Origin of the sequence: Blattabacterium cuenoti (assembly GCF_014252115.1) — a bacterium.
In the GTDB taxonomy this organism is placed as follows: Bacteria; Bacteroidota; Bacteroidia; order Flavobacteriales; family Blattabacteriaceae; genus Blattabacterium; species Blattabacterium cuenoti_AK.
Map to the genome: position 1 here is coordinate 467,904 of NZ_CP059211.1, position 15,478 is coordinate 483,381.

Genomic DNA, 15,478 nt, shown 5'->3' on the forward strand with positions numbered 1-15,478 from the left:
CTAGATTAGATATGTTGTATGTGTAAAATAGTATATTTTATATTTTTTTCTTTTCATCTTTTTTTTTAGAAGATAAGGTTTCTAAAAGTTCACATATTTTATATTTTGTTGAATTCAAAAAAGATGAAATAATATCTTTTATTGAGAATTGAAGTATACTGAAAATTTCAATAATGAGATCTTCTTTAGATTTAATATGTAGCAATGTATTTAAATCTTTGTTTCCACCAAAATAAAAAGATTCTTGAGTATAAGCTCCTTTCAAATAAGGTTTATTAATTTTTTCTTGAATGTGAAAATTTTTTATTATTTTTGAAGTGATATTGGAGGCATTCCAATTTGAAAATAATATAGTTGTATTTCCATTCAAAATAGGAAAAAAAGAATCAAATTTTCGATTTTTTTCTATAGCTTTTTTTAATAAAGTATTTTTCACCACTCTCATTTTAATACTATGTTCACTAAAACTTTTTCTAAGGACAGATATTTGATTAGAACTTAAATCAAGAATATCAATTAAATATATCATTTCATTGTTAGATAATATAGAAACTAGTTTTAATAGTTCTTTTTTTTTATTTTCTTTATTCATTTGTTCACGAAACTTTTTAAATCTAATGGTATACCATAACTCATGGTACTAGATAAATAAATACTTTTTATATAAGATCCTTTAGATGCAGAAGGTTTATTCTGAATAACTGTTTTCATAAATATTTCGATATTTTCCAATAAATATTTATTGGAAAATGAGACTCTTCCTACCGACCCATGAATAATTCCGTAACGATCAGTTTTAAATGTGATTTTACCAGATTTCATTTCTTTTATAGATTTTCCCGGGTTTACAGAAACAGTTTCCATTTTAGGATTAGGCATCAAACCTTTAGGCCCTAATATTTTTCCAATAGAACCTAGTTGATTCATAACAGAAGGAGTGGCTACTACAACATCAATATTTGTTTTCCATCCAGATTTAATTTTTTCAATATAATTTAATCCTGTATAATCAGCACCTGCTTTTTTAGCTTCTGATTCTTTCTCTTTAGGAACTAAAGCTAGAATACAAATATTTTTACCTATACCATGTGGTAACATTACTGTTCCCCTTATCATTTGAGAAAGAGAACGAACATCTACATTAAGATGAATAGAAATATCAACAGATGCATCAAATTTAACAAAATTAATTTCTTTCATAAGAAGTAATGCTTTTTCTAAAGAATACTTCTTATTCTTATCAGAAATTTTTTCCAGAATTTTTTTTTTATTTTTAGTTAATTTCTTGGACATATTTACTTTTTGAATAAAATTTTTAACCATCAATTTCTATTCCCATTGATCTAGCAGTACCGGAAACCATGGATATAGCAGACTTTATTGAAATACAATTAAAATCTTCCATTTTATTTTTTGCAATCACTATAATTTCATCTAAAGTAATTTTTCCTATTTTATAACGATTAGATTCTTTAGATCCTTTTTCTTTTTTGATCATATTCAATAACTGAATAGAAACCGGAGGTTTTTTTATCATAAAAGAAAAAGATTTATCTTCATACACAGTTATTACTACAGGACATATTTCTCCTATATTATTTTTAGTAATAGAATTATATTGTTTGCAAAACTCCATAATATTAACACCAGAACTACCCAAAATAGGACCAATTGGAGGCGCAGGACTTGCTTTTCCTCCATTTATTTTCTGTATCTTAATTTTTTTTATCACTTTTTTTTTTGTTTCAACCATATGATTTACTTAAATTTTTTCTATTTGTGTAAAATTCAATTCTAATGGAGTTTTTCTACCAAAAATTAAAACTGCTAACTCTAATTTTCTTTTTTCCTCATTTATTTTTTCAATTGTACCATTAAATCCCGTAAAAGGACCATCTATAACTTTAATAGTTTCCCCTACTACAAAAGGAATACTAATACTTTCATAACCTTCAGAAAGCTGATCTATTTTTCCTAACATTTTATTTACTTCTTCTTTTCTCATAGGAATAGGAATAGCGGATGGTCCTTTTCCTTCACTTAAAAAATTTATAACACCTGGAACATTTTTTATTGCATGTACGGCTTCTCCTTCCAGATTTGCTTCTACCATAACATATCCAGGATAATGAACTTTTTCTCTATAGATTTTTTTTCCTTTTCTCATTTGTATAACCTTTTCAATAGGAACTAATACTTTACCTATATACTCTTGGAAACCATTATCTCTAACTTCATTTTCAATATATGATTTTACCTTGTTTTCTTGTCCACTCATGGTTTTTATTACATACCATTTTCTTTCCAAATTATTCATAATCATATAATTTCATAAAGAAAATAATTTTTTAATTAAAAAAATAAAAAAACTATCCGCTCCATATAAAAATATGGAGAAAAATATGGAAAAAAAAAACACAATGATTGTTATTTTTTGCAAATCTTCCCATTTAGGCCATGTAATACAATGAAAAAATTCATTATAAATTCCTAAAAAAAAATTATTTTTTTCCATACATAATCAATAGTAATACACGGACGGTAAGGATCGAACTTACGACCTTCGGTTTTGGAGACCGACGCTCTACCAACTGAGCTACATCCGTTTTTAAATTATTTTACAATCAAATAAAATTTGATTTAATCTATTATATGAATCACTTGCCCCGCTCCTACCGTCTTCCCTCCTTCACGAATAGCAAAACGTAAGTTCTCACTTAATGCTATAGGTTGATATAATTCCACCTCCATAGAAATATTATCTCCTGGCATGACCATCTCTATTCCATCTGGAAGATGAATTTCTCCTGTAACATCCGTTGTTCTCAAATAAAATTGTGGACGATACTTATTATGAAAAGGAGTATGTCTTCCCCCTTCTTCTTTTGTAAGAATATACACTTCTGCTTTAAATTTTTTATGAGGTTTTACAGAATCCGGTTTTACAATAACCATTCCTCTTTTAATATCTTTTTTTTCTATTCCACGTAATAATAAACCTACATTATCTCCTGCTTGACCTCTATCTAAAATTTTTCTAAACATTTCTACTCCTGTTACTGTAGATGATAATTTATTTTCTCCCATTCCAATAATATCAACTAAATCTCCTGTATTAATAACTCCAGTTTCAATACGACCTGTTGCTACCGTCCCTCTTCCTGTAATAGTAAAAACATCCTCTACAGGCATCAAAAATGATTTATCTATTTCTCGAATTGGTTCAGGAATGTAATCATCCAATACATCCATTAAATCTTTTATTTTTTTTATCCACTTTTCTTCTCCATTCAAAGCACCCAAGGCTGATCCTTGTATAATAGGAATATTTTCTCCATCATATTCGTATTTAGATAGCAATTCTCTAATTTCCATTTCTACTAATTCTAATAATTCTGGATCATTTACTTGATCTACTTTATTCATAAACACCACAATTTTTGGAACTCCTACTTGACGAGATAATAATATGTGTTCTCTAGTTTGAGGCATTGGTCCATCTGTAGCAGCTACAACTAAAATAGCACCATCCATTTGGGCTGCTCCTGTAATCATATTTTTAACGTAATCTGCATGTCCAGGACAATCAACATGAGCATAATGTCTTCTCTCTGTCTCATATTCTACATGAGATGTATTAATTGTAATTCCCCTTGCCTTTTCTTCAGGAGCATTATCTATTGCATCAAAGCTTTTTTCTTCTGCCAACCCAATTTCTGATAAAACTTTTGTAATTGCGGAAGTTAAAGTTGTTTTACCATGGTCTACATGACCTGTGGTTCCTATATTTACATGCGGTTTATTTCGTTTAAATTTTTCTTTTGCCATGATAAAATTATTAAAATTTTGAATTTAAAAAAGCCAACGGCGGGAATTGAACCCGTACCCTCTTCCTTACCAAGGAAGTGCTCTACCACTGAGCTACATTGGCTATATTCATTATAATATTATTATTGTAGAGCGGAAGACGGGATTCGAACCCGCGACATTCAACTTGGAAGGCTGATGCTCTACCAACTGAGCTACTTCCGCTATATAAAAATAAAAAATATGATGGGAAGAGCAGGATTCGAACCTGCGAAGGCAAAGCCAACAGATTTACAGTCTGTCCTCGTTAACCATACTTGAGTATCTTCCCAAAATAAAAAGCCGATGGAGGGATTCGAACCCACGACCCCGAGATTACAAATCACGTGCTCTGACCAACTGAGCTACACCGGCTATTCAATTTGATATTCGTAATGATGAAAATCAGAGCAGTACAAATCTATAGAGATTTTTATAATTCTCAAAAAAATAATAGACGTTATCAAATTTTTACATTCTTGATTTTCCGTTGAAATATAAATAATAAAAACACTCCAACAGATATCATTATATCAGATAAATTGAAAACGGGTTTAAAAAATTTAAAATGATACCCCCCTAAACAAGGAATCCATTTAGAAAAATGAGTATCTATTATAGGAAAATAAAACATATCTACAACACATCCTTCCATAAAAGAAGCATATCCTTTTTCAGGAAAACCATAATTTATTTCGGATTTTCCAAAATAAGGAATCCATTTTTTGGATTCTTGACTATAAATTGTTCCTGTATTAAATAACAATCCATATAAAGCGCTATCTAAAAAATTACCGATAGCTCCCGATAAAATTAAACTGATAGGGATAGTCAAATATTTCGAAGATCCTTGTTTTATATTCCTATAAAGAAAAAAAAAAATAAAAAAGACTAAAAAAAAGCGGAAACAACTCAATAGTATTTTACCATGATATCCAACACCAAAGTTTACTCCATAAGCCATACCTGGATTTTCTACGAAAAATATCCAAAAAAAAGGAAGTATAGAAATTCCACTTCCCAATTCAAAATGAGTTTTAACATAAATTTTTAAAACTTGATCTATTAATAAAATTAAAAAAATAATTAAGAAAAATTTTTTCAATGGAAATAAAATTTATTTATTTATTTTTTCTACCAGTCTTTTTCCTTCAATACTTAAAGTAGTATGAGGTACCGCCATAAGACGTTCTTTTGGGATTAATTTTTTGGTTATACGACAAATTCCATAATCTTTATTATCCACTCTAATTAAAGCAGCATTTAGACTTTTTATAATCATCTGCAGATGTTCCACAATTTGTGCATTTTGTTCCTTACTTAATGTTTCTGATCCTTCATCAAAAGCTTTAAAGCTAGGATAAGTATCATCTGTTCCATTGTTTTGTTCACTAGAAAATGATTCCTTAAAAATAGACAAATCTTTTTTTGCTTTATTTAATTTTTCAAGTATTAGTTTACGAAATTCTTTTCTTTCTTCCAGTGAATATCTTTTTTTTACTTGTCCTTTCATTTTTTTGTATTTTCTTCTACTTTCTGTATTTTCATATGCAATATGAATTTTCCTTCAAAATAGATTTTTTCTTCACTTCCTTCAAATTTCGTTTTATTGTTTTGTAAAATAATATTAATGCCAAGAGTTTCTTTACAAATAAAATTTTTATTATTTTGTATAATAATTTTTACTCTATTTTGATATTTTTTATCTTCTTTTACATTTTTTACATTTATGTATATAAGTATTTTTTCAGTTACATTATATTTTTTATCTTTCCTTAATTTTTGTATATGTCTAATCAATTCTCTAATAAAACCTTCCTCCCAAAGAGAATCTGTAATTCGTAAGTCTAATGCTATTGTAAATTTTTGATCAAATAAAACAGACCAACCTTTAATATATTCCGTACTAATTTTAACATCTTCTAAAAAAAGAATAATTTCTTTTCCTTTCAGAAAAAAAATATGTTTTTTATTTTTCTCAAATGTTTTAATCTCTTTTTGACTAAACTTTTTCATAAGTTCGGAAATTTCCCGGGTTTTTTTTCCAAACTTGGGGCCCATAGATTGATAATTAGGTTTAATATGTTTAATATATTCAAGATTTTTATAAGAAGAAGAAAATTCTATTTTTTTTACATTAGCTTCTTGAGTAAGAATTTCAGATGATTGTTCCAATTGAAAACGCATTTTTTCATCCTTATTAGAAATAAGGATCATAAGTTTTTGTAAAGGTTGTCGAATTTTAATTTCATTTTTTTTTCTTATAGAAAAAACCATTGCAATAATTTTTTGAATCCAAAGCATTTTATTTTCCAATTTTTTATCAATTAAATTCAAGTTCCAACTAGGAAAACTTGCCATGTGAACACTTTTATAAGTTTCTTTTCCCGTAACAGAATTTAAATCCATATATAATTTTTCAGAAAAGAATGGAGAGATAGGAGAAATTAACTTAGCTACAACAATTAAACATTGATAAAGAATTTGATATGCAGATATTTTATTTTTTGTATATTTTTCTTTCCAAAATCTTCTTCTACATAATCTTACATACCAATTGCTTAATTTATCTAAAACAAAAGATGATATTAAACGCGCAGTTTTAGTTGGATTATAATTGGCATAATAATTATCTGTTTTTTTAATAAGAGTATTTAACTCAGAAATAATCCAAAAATCTAATTCTGTATAAGAATCTAAATATTCTTTTTCTTTATAAGAAAAACCATCAATATTAGCATACAAAGCAAAAAAAGAATAAATGTTATATAATGTTATAAAAAATTTATTTATAATAGTACGAATCTCATTTATATTAAATTTTAAATTATCCCATGGTTCAGAATTAAATATAAAATACCAACGTATTGCATCAGGACCATAATTTTTTATCAAATCAAAAGGATTTATGGTATTTCCTTTACTTTTCGACATTTTACGACCATATTGGTCTAATACTAATCCTGTTGATATAACATTTCTATACGCTACGGAATCAAATAATAAACTACTAATACTATGCAAGGTAAAAAACCATCCTCTTGTTTGATCTACCCCTTCCGAAACAAAATCAGCAGGAAATAATAAATTTTTATCTATAAATTCCTTATTTTCAAATGGATAATGAAACTGAGCATATGGCATTGCACCAGAATCAAACCACACATCAATCAAATCTGATTCCCTTTTCATAGGTTCTCCTTTCGGAGAAACCAATATTATTTTATCTAAAATATGTTTATGTAAATCTATTTTATTATAATTATGATTACTCATATCATCTAATATAAAATCTTTAAATATGTTATATGGCATAAAACCATGTTTAACAGATTTTCTAATTTCAAAAATTAGATCTTTTATAGATCCTATTACGACTTCTTCATCTCCTTTTTCTGTTCTCCAAATTGGAAGAGGGGTCCCCCAATATCTAGAACGTGAAAAATTCCAATCTTTTGTATTCTTTAACCAAGAAGAAAAACGTTTTTTACCTATAAAACCAGGATACCATTGAATTTTATGATTCATAAAAATCATTTTTTCTTTTATTTTTTCTGTTTTTATAAACCATGAATTCAGTAAATAATAAAGTATTGGCTTTTCTGTCCTCCAACAGTGTGGATAAGAATGGATATATTTTTCTGTTCTAAATATTTTTTGTTCCTTTTCCAAAAAAAGAATTATTTCTTTATCTACTGAAAAATAGTTTTCTTGATTTTTGTTAAATTCATTTTTGACATATTTTTCAGAAAATCCATAAGGAAAATTTTTGATAAATTTTCCTTGAAAATCGACTAGAGGGACAGGTATGTTTTCTTCATTTAAAACTAACATTGGAGGAATATCATATTTTTTAGATACCATAAAATCATCTATTCCAAATGTAGGAGAAATATGAACAATACCTGTTCCTTCTTCAATATTAACAAAATCTCCTGGTACAATTTGAAATGCATTTTTTTCGTTATAATAAGGTTTAAACCAAGGTAATAATTGTTCATATTTTCCAAATATTAATTCTTTTCCTTTAAATTTTTCTATTATCAAATAAGGAATTTTATAATTTTTTTTATTAATTTTTTCATAACAGTCTAATTCAACTTGACTTGAAACAGAATAAAACTGATTCGATAAAAATATTTTATTAATTAGTTTCTCGGAGATAATAATATTTTCTTTTAAAAAGGTATATGTGTTATAAGTTTTAACCAATACATAGTCTATGTCATAACCACAGGCTAACGCTGTATTTGAAGGAATAGTCCAAGGAGCTGTTGTCCATGATATCAAATATATATTGCCTGTAATATTTCGAAATTTATTGGGTAAAGTATTTTTAATTGCCTTAAATTTTAAAAATGCAGATAATTGCTTTACTTCTTTATAAGTACCAGGCATATTTAATTCATGATAACTTAATCCTGTTCCTGCAGCAGGAGAATAAGGTTGAACTGTAAAACCTTTATAAATAAGATTTTTACTGTACAATTTTTTTATTAACCACCAAATGGTTTCTATATATTTTGCATCATAGGTAATAAAAAAATCTTCTAAATTTAAAGAATATCCTATTTTTTCTGTGAATAATTTCCATGTTTTCAATGATTTATTAACAAAATCTTTACAAAGATTATTATATTTTTTTACACTAATTTTTTGTCCTATATCATTTTTAGTAATTCCCATTTTTTTTTCCACATTCAATTCTATTGGAAGACCATGAGCATCCCACCCAGCTTTTATAAATACTTTTTTACCTTTAAGCGTATGATATCTATAAAAAATATCCTTTATAGTTCTAGCTAGAATATGGTGAATTCCGGGTTTTCCATTTAAAGATGGTGGACCTTCATATAAAATATATGAATATGAAAGAGGATTTTTTTTACTATTATTTTGTAAAATTTTAAGTTCTTTCCAATATTGATAGATTTCTATAGTTATCTGACTAAGATTCAATTTTTTATATTCTTTGAACATTATTGACATAAGGTAGCTATAATAATAAATTAATAATCTTCTATTTTAATAATTTTAGATATGAATAAAAACGAAACTCTTTTTTACAAAAAAAAAGAAGAAACTCCATTAATAAAGCAATATAATAATATAAAAACTAAATATCCAGATACGATTCTATTATTTCAAGTTGGAGATTTTTATGAAACTTTTGGGGAAGATGCTATTAAATGCTCTCAAGCATTAAATATTGTTTTAACCAAAAGATCTCAATTACATCTAGCAGGCTTTCCTTACCATTCTTTAAGTACTTATTTACCCAAATTAGTACGTGCAGGATTTCGTGTGGCAATTTGTAATCAATTAGAAGAACCTAAAAAAGGAAAAAATCTTGTAAAAAGAGGAGTTATAGAACTTGTAACTCCAGGAGTTACCATAAATGAAAATATTATATATCCTAAGTCAAATAATTTTTTATCTTCTATTCATGTGGGGAAAAATAAAAGTTTCGGGTTAAGTTTTTTAGATGTTTCTACTGGTGAATTTTTTGTAACAGAAGACACTAAAGATAATGTTTTACAATACTTAGAACATTTTCATCCTAGTGAAATCCTTTTTCAGAATAAGGAAAAAAAATTTTTTGATCAATTGTTAAAAAAAAAATATTATACTTTCTCAATTGAAGATTGGATGTTTGATTATTCATTTGCATATGAAAAACTAATATCACACTTCAATGTAAATTCTTTAAAAGGATTTGGAATTAATGATCTAAAATTAGGAATTATTTCTTGTGGAGTAATTTTATCATATTTACATAACACTTCACATTTTAATATAAAACATATTTCTAATATACAAAGAATCAGAAAAGAAAAATACATGTGGATAGATGATTTTACTTTCAGAAATTTGGAGATATTTCATCCTTTGAATAAAGAAGGAGTTTCTTTAATAAAAATATTAGACCGTACTATTACTCCTATGGGAGGTAGGTTATTGAAAAATTGGATTCTCTTTCCTTTAAAAAACTTATTTCATATAAAAAAACGTCATCAAATAGTATATGAATTATACGTTAATAATATGATACGTCTTTTTACAAAAAAAAAATTGAAAAATATTTATGATATAGAAAGGCTAACTTCTAAAATAGCTATTGGAAATATTTCTCCACGTGAAATATATACATTATATAAATCTCTAACATCTATTATGGAAATAGAGAAAAAATTCCTATCTCAAAAATCTACGATCCTTATAGAAATTGGAAATTCTTTTCAAAATTGTAATTCGATATGCGAAATAATTAAAAATACAGTACAAGAAGACCCTCCACATCAAATTGAAAAAGGAAAAGGAAATGTTATAGTTAAAGGGTTTTCTAAAGAATTAGATAAAATTCGTATGATATATTTTTCTCAAAAAGAATATTTAGAAAAACTTTGTTCGAGAGAACAATTTAAAACAAAAATTGATAATCTAAAAATTGGATATAATCACATTTTTGGATATTTTTTTGAGGTTAAAATTTCTAAAAAAGATAAAGTGCCATCTCACTGGATACAAAAACAAACACTGACAAACTCTATTCGGTATATTACTGAAGAGTTAAAAAATTATGAGATGAAAATTTTTAATGCAGAACAAAAAATATTTTTTTTAGAAAAAGAAATATTTGATAATCTAATTAATCAAATATTAAAAACAATAGAATTATTACAAAAAAATGCAAAAATAATAGCTAAACTAGATGTTTTATCTTCTTTCTCTAATTTAGCATTAGAAAATAATTATATAAAACCAAATATAAACGATTCTTTAAAAATATCAATAATCAAAGGACGGCATCCGGTTATTGAAAGGCAATTCATTGACAAAACTTCGTATATTCCTAATGATATTATTTTAAATAAATCAAACCAACAAATATTGATTATTACAGGACCAAATATGTCAGGAAAATCCGCTATTTTACGTCAAACTGCTATTATTATATTGATGGCCCATATTGGAAGCTTTGTTCCTGCTGAATATGTAGAAATAGGATTAATAGATAAAATATTTAGTAGAGTTGGAGCTTCAGACAATATTTCTTTAGGAGAATCAACTTTCATGGTTGAAATGAACGAAACCGCAAACATATTAAATAATCTTTCCAAAAGAAGTTTTCTCATTCTAGATGAAATAGGTAGAGGAACAAGCACTTATGATGGAATATCAATAGCGAAATCTATCATAGAATTTTTACATGAAAAAAATGTACGTCCTCTAACTTTATTTGCTACACATTATCATGAATTAAATGAAATGAGTCTTTCTTTTAAAAGAATAAAAAATTATCATGTTTCTGTGAAAAGAAAAAATGATCACATTATTTTTATGCGAAAATTAATAGCAGGAGGTAGTGAACATAGTTTCGGTATTTATGTAGCTAGAATATCAGGAATGCCTATAGAAATCATTGAAAATGCAAAAAAAATATTAAATACACTAACATCAAAAAAAAATAGAATAAAAATAAATCAAAAAAGAATTTTCTCTTTGTTAAAAAAAATAATGTTTTCTCTAAAAGAAATCAAGAATATTGATTCTTTATCTATAAAAGATGCAATAATAAAAATTAATGAAATTAAAAATCTATTAGATTATTAAAATTTGCTATATATATAAAGTGTACTTAAATTAGTTATATGAATAAATAATATGTGAATATTCTTAAATGCGAGAATAGCTCAGTTGGTAGAGCACGACCTTGCCAAGGTCGGGGCCACGGGTTCAATTCCCGTTTCTCGCTCATAACGCACCCGGATGGTGGAATTAGGTAGACACACAGGACTTAAAATCCTGTGATCATTATGATCGTACGGGTTCAAATCCCGTTCCGGGTATTGTTTTTATTAACTATAATTAAAATAATTAGGTGATTCTTTAGTAATATTTACACTATGAGGATGATTTTCTTTTAATCCTGACTTGGTAATTTTTACAAATTTACCTGTTTTTATTAATTCTGTAACACTGGAAACACCACAATACCCCATTCCTGAACGTAATCCTCCACAAATTTGGTAAATAACATCTTTCATTTTTCCTTTATAAGGAACTATAGCTTCTATTCCTTCTGGAACAGACTTTTCATTAAATTGAAAATAACGATCTCCACCTCCTCTTTTCATAGCTACTAATGATCCCATTCCTACATAAGTTTTAAACTTTCTTCCTTGAAAAATTACTTCTTCTCCTGGAGCTTCATCTGTTCCAGCAAATAAACTTCCAATCATAACAGAACTAGCTCCAGCAGCAATCGCTTTTACCACATCTCCTGAATATCTAATTCCTCCATCAGAAATTATGCTAACATTTCTTTTTTTAGCATATTCATAAACATCGTTAATAGCTGTTATTTGTGGCATTCCTACTCCTGCTATAACTCTTGTTGTACAAATAGAACCAGATCCAATCCCTACTTTCAAAACAGAACTACCGGCATCTATCAAATCTTTAGCTCCCTCCATAGTCACTACATTTCCTGCTAATAATGTAATCTTTGGAAAAGAATTTTTGATTAATTTTATTGTTTTTAATATTCTAGAAGAATGACCATGTGCCGAATCTATAGCTACAATATCTACTCCTATCTTCATTAAAGATTCCACTCTTTCTAAAGTTTTTTTGTCTATACCGACAGCAGCCCCTACACGTAAGCGTCCTCTAGAATCTTTACAAGCATTAGGGTATTCAATTAAATTATCAATATCTCTAATCGTAATTAATCCTACTAATTTATTATAATCATCTACAATAGGTAATTTTTCTATTCTTTCTTTTAATAAAATATTTTTAGCTTTTTCTATAGTTATGTTTTTTTTGGATGTAATCAATTTTTCTTTTGTCATTACTTCTTCAACTAAAGTGTCTAAATCTGTACGATATTTGATATCTCTTCTAGTAATAATTCCTACTAATAAATGATCTTTTTCTATAACAGGTAATCCAGAAATTTTAAATTTTTCCATAAGAAATTGAGCATATCTTAATGTTGAATTTCTAGAAAGAGTAATAGGATCATCTATCATTCCACTTTCACTTCTTTTAACTTTATAAACTTCTTCTGATTGATTTTTTATATTCATATTTTTATGAATAATTCCTATTCCTCCTTCTCTAGCTATAGATATAGCCAAAGAAGATTCTGTTACTGTATCCATAGCAGCACTTAATATAGGAATATTCATAGTAATATCAATGGTAAGAGTAGTTTTAAGAGAAACTTCCGATGGAAGAATTGAAGAAAAAGAAGGAACAAGTAAAACATCATCAAAAGTAAGAGCTTCTTTTAAAATCTTTTTATTTAAAGACATAATTTTTATTTTCTATTTTTTATAATTTAATAAAGACATAATATTCTTATTCTCAAACTAAAGAGAAAAAATAAAATCTAATTATACTCTATTTTTAAAAAATACGAATAATGATATATTTTTTCATTCAAAATTTTTATATAAATTTGCCCAGAAATATGTAATAACTGAAATACTATCGATTATGATGAAAAAATTAAGAATTACAGTCACTACGATTTTATTAGCAATGTTTTTGTTTGCTATTAGTTGCAATAACAAAAATAAAAATGAAAGCAATTCCACTCCAACAGAAGAGGAAAAAACATCTAATAATAATGAAAATCAGACAGATACAAATAGTAGTACAAACACCCCTCCTGCAACTAATGAGGATGCCTCAAAAAATAACAATGAGGACAATAATAACAACAACAATACATCTGAAAAAGAAAAAGGAGCAACTGAGGAAAACGATAAAACTAACAACAACAAATAATTAAATAAAAAATAAAGTGTAAGCGAAAAAAATAGTGGAATACTATTTTTTTCGCTTTTTAACTTCTGATTCTTGCTTTTTTTCCTTTTAGACTTCTAAAATAATAAATTTTAGATCTTCTAACTTTTCCTTTTTTATTCACTTCTATTTTTTGTATGTTAGGTTGATTAAAAACAAATATGCGTTCTATTCCTATACCTCCACTTATTTTACGAATAGTAAATGTTTTAGTTAATCCTTTTCCTTGTTTTTTTATAACTACACCTTTAAAAGATTGAATCCTTTTTTTTTCTCCTTCTTTGATTTCGAAAAAAATAGTAATTGTATCTCCTGAACGAAATGATGGAAAATGATTTTTAGACAAAAATTCATTTTCTATATATTTTGTAATATTATGAAACATAATTTTATTTATAATTAATTATAACTTTTTTATTTCATTTATAATTTTTTTTGATAAAAAATCAGCTCTTTTTTTTGAAGTACTTTCTGTATGAATTCTAATGATATTTTCAGTGTTTGATTTTCTTATATGCATCCATTCATTATATTTTAAATAAATTTTAATTCCATCACTAAAATCCATTTTTTTTCCTTTATATTTTTTTTTTATTATTTTTAATAATATATCCATTTTTTCTTGAGAAAAAAATCGAACTTTTCTTTTCGACATAAAATAGTTAGAATATCTTTTTCTTAATTTAGATAATGGAATATTAGAAAGTTTTGCTACTTTTGTTAAAAATAAAGCAATTCCAATCAATGCATCTCTTCCATAACGTAAACCAGGATAAATAATACCTCCATTTCCTTCTCCTCCAACAACAGCATGAACTTCTTTCATTTTTTTGACAACATGTACTTCTCCAACAGGAGAAGAGTAATAGGGAACACCCTTTTGCATAGAAAGATCTTTTAATGCACAAGAAGATGATAAAGTCGAAACAATAGGACCCAACTGATTATCCAATATATAATCCGCTATGGATACTAAAGTATATTCTTCCCCAAAAAAATCGCCATTTTCACAAATAAATACAACACGATCCACATCAGGGTCTACAGAGATTCCTAAATCTGCTTTTATATCCGGTACTTTTTTACAAATTTCTCTTAAATTTTTTTCAATAGGTTCAGGATTATGAACAAAATCACCATTAGGACTACAATACATTCTAATGACATGAACTCCTAAATATTCCAGTAAAATAGGAACAGCTATTCCTCCTGTAGAATTAATTCCATCTACCACTATTCTTAATTTTGCTTTTCGAATAATATTTTTATCTATAATAGGTAATGAAAGAATTTTTTCTACATGTTTATGAATATAATTCTCTTTATAAAAAAGATTACCTAATCTATTATATGAAGAAAAATTAAAATATTTTTTTTCTGTTATATGTAATAATTTATCAAAATCTTTTTCAGATAAAAATTCTCCATAAGAATTAAACATTTTTAATCCATTCCAATTTTTAGGGTTATGACTTGCCGTTAACATCACACCTCCATCAGCTTCCTCCTTCATAACAGCAATTCCAACAGTAGGAGTTGTAGACAAACCAATATTTAAAATATTCACTCCAAGAGTTTGAAAAGTAATTATTAAAAATTTTTGAAATAACACAGAAGAAACTCTCCCATCTCTTCCTAAAATTAAAAAAAATTTTTTCTTATTTTTATATTTTCTTTTCATCCAGAAAACATATCCTGCAGCAAATTGGATTATATCAATAGGAGAAAAACTATTTCCAATTTTTCCACCTAATGTTCCTCTTATTCCAGATGAAGATTTTACAAGTGTCAAAAATTAATTGAATTTTTATTC

14 protein-coding genes and 7 tRNA genes are annotated in these 15,478 nt (G+C 26.6%); 4 read left to right on the plus strand and 17 right to left on the minus strand.

Annotated elements, in window-relative coordinates:
* Positions 1–37 precede the first annotated feature (37 nt).
* From rplJ to ileS, 14 genes are all read right to left on the minus strand, one after another.
* On the minus strand, positions 38–592 hold the full coding sequence (gene rplJ / locus H0H44_RS02275; RefSeq protein WP_185871519.1) for a 50S ribosomal protein L10: 555 nt from the start codon (positions 590–592) through the stop codon (positions 38–40).
* On the minus strand, positions 589–1,293 hold the full coding sequence (rplA, locus tag H0H44_RS02280) for a 50S ribosomal protein L1 (RefSeq protein ID WP_185871947.1): 705 nt from the start codon (positions 1,291–1,293) through the stop codon (positions 589–591). Before rplA ends, rplJ begins: the two co-directional genes overlap by 4 nt.
* 22 nt (positions 1,294–1,315) lie before the next feature.
* Positions 1,316–1,753, minus strand: a complete 438-nt coding sequence (gene rplK / locus H0H44_RS02285; protein WP_185871520.1) for a 50S ribosomal protein L11 — start codon at positions 1,751–1,753, stop codon at positions 1,316–1,318.
* A 9-nt stretch (positions 1,754–1,762) separates the two neighbouring features.
* Entirely contained in the window at positions 1,763–2,317 is a 555-nt protein-coding gene (gene nusG, locus H0H44_RS02290; RefSeq protein WP_185871521.1) for a transcription termination/antitermination protein NusG, read from the minus strand.
* A 12-nt stretch (positions 2,318–2,329) separates the two neighbouring features.
* Positions 2,330–2,515 carry a preprotein translocase subunit SecE gene (secE, locus tag H0H44_RS02295; protein ID WP_185871522.1) on the minus strand — a complete coding sequence of 62 codons (186 nt, stop codon included), beginning with the start codon at positions 2,513–2,515 and terminating at the stop codon, positions 2,330–2,332.
* Between the two features lie 18 nt (positions 2,516–2,533).
* Positions 2,534–2,606, minus strand: a tRNA-Trp gene (locus tag H0H44_RS02300).
* Positions 2,607–2,640: 34 nt separating this feature from the next.
* Positions 2,641–3,828, minus strand: a complete 1,188-nt coding sequence (gene tuf, locus H0H44_RS02305) for an elongation factor Tu (protein ID WP_185871523.1) — start codon at positions 3,826–3,828, stop codon at positions 2,641–2,643.
* A gap of 31 nt (positions 3,829–3,859) precedes the next feature.
* Positions 3,860–3,931, minus strand: a tRNA-Thr gene (locus tag H0H44_RS02310).
* 28 nt (positions 3,932–3,959) lie between these two features.
* A tRNA-Gly gene (locus tag H0H44_RS02315) sits at positions 3,960–4,032 on the minus strand.
* Between the two features lie 22 nt (positions 4,033–4,054).
* Positions 4,055–4,138 (minus strand) — tRNA-Tyr (locus tag H0H44_RS02320).
* A 9-nt stretch (positions 4,139–4,147) separates the two neighbouring features.
* A tRNA-Thr gene (locus tag H0H44_RS02325) sits at positions 4,148–4,221 on the minus strand.
* Between the two features lie 88 nt (positions 4,222–4,309).
* Positions 4,310–4,951: a lipoprotein signal peptidase gene (locus tag H0H44_RS02330; RefSeq protein ID WP_185871524.1), complete on the minus strand. Its 642-nt coding sequence runs from the start codon at positions 4,949–4,951 to the stop codon at positions 4,310–4,312.
* 12 nt (positions 4,952–4,963) lie between these two features.
* The gene (locus H0H44_RS02335; RefSeq protein WP_185871525.1) at positions 4,964–5,359 is read right to left on the minus strand and encodes a TraR/DksA family transcriptional regulator; all 396 of its coding nucleotides are present in this window, start codon (positions 5,357–5,359) and stop codon (positions 4,964–4,966) included.
* The gene (ileS, locus tag H0H44_RS02340; RefSeq protein ID WP_185871526.1) at positions 5,356–8,835 is read right to left on the minus strand and encodes an isoleucine--tRNA ligase; all 3,480 of its coding nucleotides are present in this window, start codon (positions 8,833–8,835) and stop codon (positions 5,356–5,358) included. The genes H0H44_RS02335 and ileS overlap by 4 nt, the downstream gene beginning before the upstream one ends.
* 51 nt (positions 8,836–8,886) lie before the next feature.
* Here ileS and mutS point away from each other — a divergent pair, with 51 nt between their 5' ends.
* The 3 genes from mutS to H0H44_RS02355 all read left to right on the plus strand — a co-directional run bounded on the left by mutS (position 8,887) and on the right by H0H44_RS02355 (position 11,696).
* Positions 8,887–11,460: a DNA mismatch repair protein MutS gene (gene mutS / locus H0H44_RS02345; RefSeq protein ID WP_185871527.1), complete on the plus strand. Its 2,574-nt coding sequence runs from the start codon at positions 8,887–8,889 to the stop codon at positions 11,458–11,460.
* A 69-nt stretch (positions 11,461–11,529) separates the two neighbouring features.
* Positions 11,530–11,602: transfer RNA gene (locus H0H44_RS02350), tRNA-Gly, on the plus strand.
* A gap of 8 nt (positions 11,603–11,610) precedes the next feature.
* Positions 11,611–11,696, plus strand: a tRNA-Leu gene (locus H0H44_RS02355).
* Positions 11,697–11,705: 9 nt separating this feature from the next.
* Here H0H44_RS02355 and guaB read toward each other — a convergent pair.
* Positions 11,706–13,169: an IMP dehydrogenase gene (guaB, locus tag H0H44_RS02360; RefSeq protein ID WP_185871528.1), complete on the minus strand. Its 1,464-nt coding sequence runs from the start codon at positions 13,167–13,169 to the stop codon at positions 11,706–11,708.
* Between the two features lie 184 nt (positions 13,170–13,353).
* Between guaB and H0H44_RS02365 the strand changes: the two genes are divergently transcribed.
* Complete coding sequence (locus H0H44_RS02365; RefSeq protein ID WP_185871529.1) at positions 13,354–13,647, plus strand: hypothetical protein; 294 nt, start codon at positions 13,354–13,356, stop codon at positions 13,645–13,647.
* 58 nt (positions 13,648–13,705) lie between these two features.
* Here the strand turns inward: H0H44_RS02365 and rplS are convergent, their stop codons facing one another.
* Positions 13,706–14,050 carry a 50S ribosomal protein L19 gene (gene rplS, locus H0H44_RS02370; RefSeq protein WP_185871530.1) on the minus strand — a complete coding sequence of 115 codons (345 nt, stop codon included), beginning with the start codon at positions 14,048–14,050 and terminating at the stop codon, positions 13,706–13,708.
* Positions 14,051–14,068: 18 nt separating this feature from the next.
* Entirely contained in the window at positions 14,069–15,457 is a 1,389-nt protein-coding gene (glmM, locus tag H0H44_RS02375; protein WP_185871531.1) for a phosphoglucosamine mutase, read from the minus strand.
* Between the last annotated feature and the right edge of the window lie 21 nt (positions 15,458–15,478).

Excerpts from the sequence above, each read along its gene's own strand:
- rplJ (WP_185871519.1), bottom strand. The coding sequence starts at position 592 with ATGAATAAAGAAAATAAAAAAAAAGAACTATTAAAACTAGTTTCTATA.
- rplA (WP_185871947.1), bottom strand. The coding sequence starts at position 1,293 with ATGTCCAAGAAATTAACTAAAAATAAAAAAAAAATTCTGGAAAAAATT.
- rplK (WP_185871520.1), bottom strand. The coding sequence starts at position 1,753 with ATGGTTGAAACAAAAAAAAAAGTGATAAAAAAAATTAAGATACAGAAA.
- nusG (WP_185871521.1), bottom strand. The coding sequence starts at position 2,317 with ATGAATAATTTGGAAAGAAAATGGTATGTAATAAAAACCATGAGTGGA.
- secE (WP_185871522.1), bottom strand. The coding sequence starts at position 2,515 with ATGGAAAAAAATAATTTTTTTTTAGGAATTTATAATGAATTTTTTCAT.
- tuf (WP_185871523.1), bottom strand. The coding sequence starts at position 3,828 with ATGGCAAAAGAAAAATTTAAACGAAATAAACCGCATGTAAATATAGGA.
- H0H44_RS02335 (WP_185871525.1), bottom strand. The coding sequence starts at position 5,359 with ATGAAAGGACAAGTAAAAAAAAGATATTCACTGGAAGAAAGAAAAGAA.
- ileS (WP_185871526.1), bottom strand. The coding sequence starts at position 8,835 with ATGTCAATAATGTTCAAAGAATATAAAAAATTGAATCTTAGTCAGATA.
- mutS (WP_185871527.1), top strand. The coding sequence starts at position 8,887 with ATGAATAAAAACGAAACTCTTTTTTACAAAAAAAAAGAAGAAACTCCA.
- guaB (WP_185871528.1), bottom strand. The coding sequence starts at position 13,169 with ATGTCTTTAAATAAAAAGATTTTAAAAGAAGCTCTTACTTTTGATGAT.
- H0H44_RS02365 (WP_185871529.1), top strand. The coding sequence starts at position 13,354 with ATGATGAAAAAATTAAGAATTACAGTCACTACGATTTTATTAGCAATG.
- rplS (WP_185871530.1), bottom strand. The coding sequence starts at position 14,050 with ATGTTTCATAATATTACAAAATATATAGAAAATGAATTTTTGTCTAAA.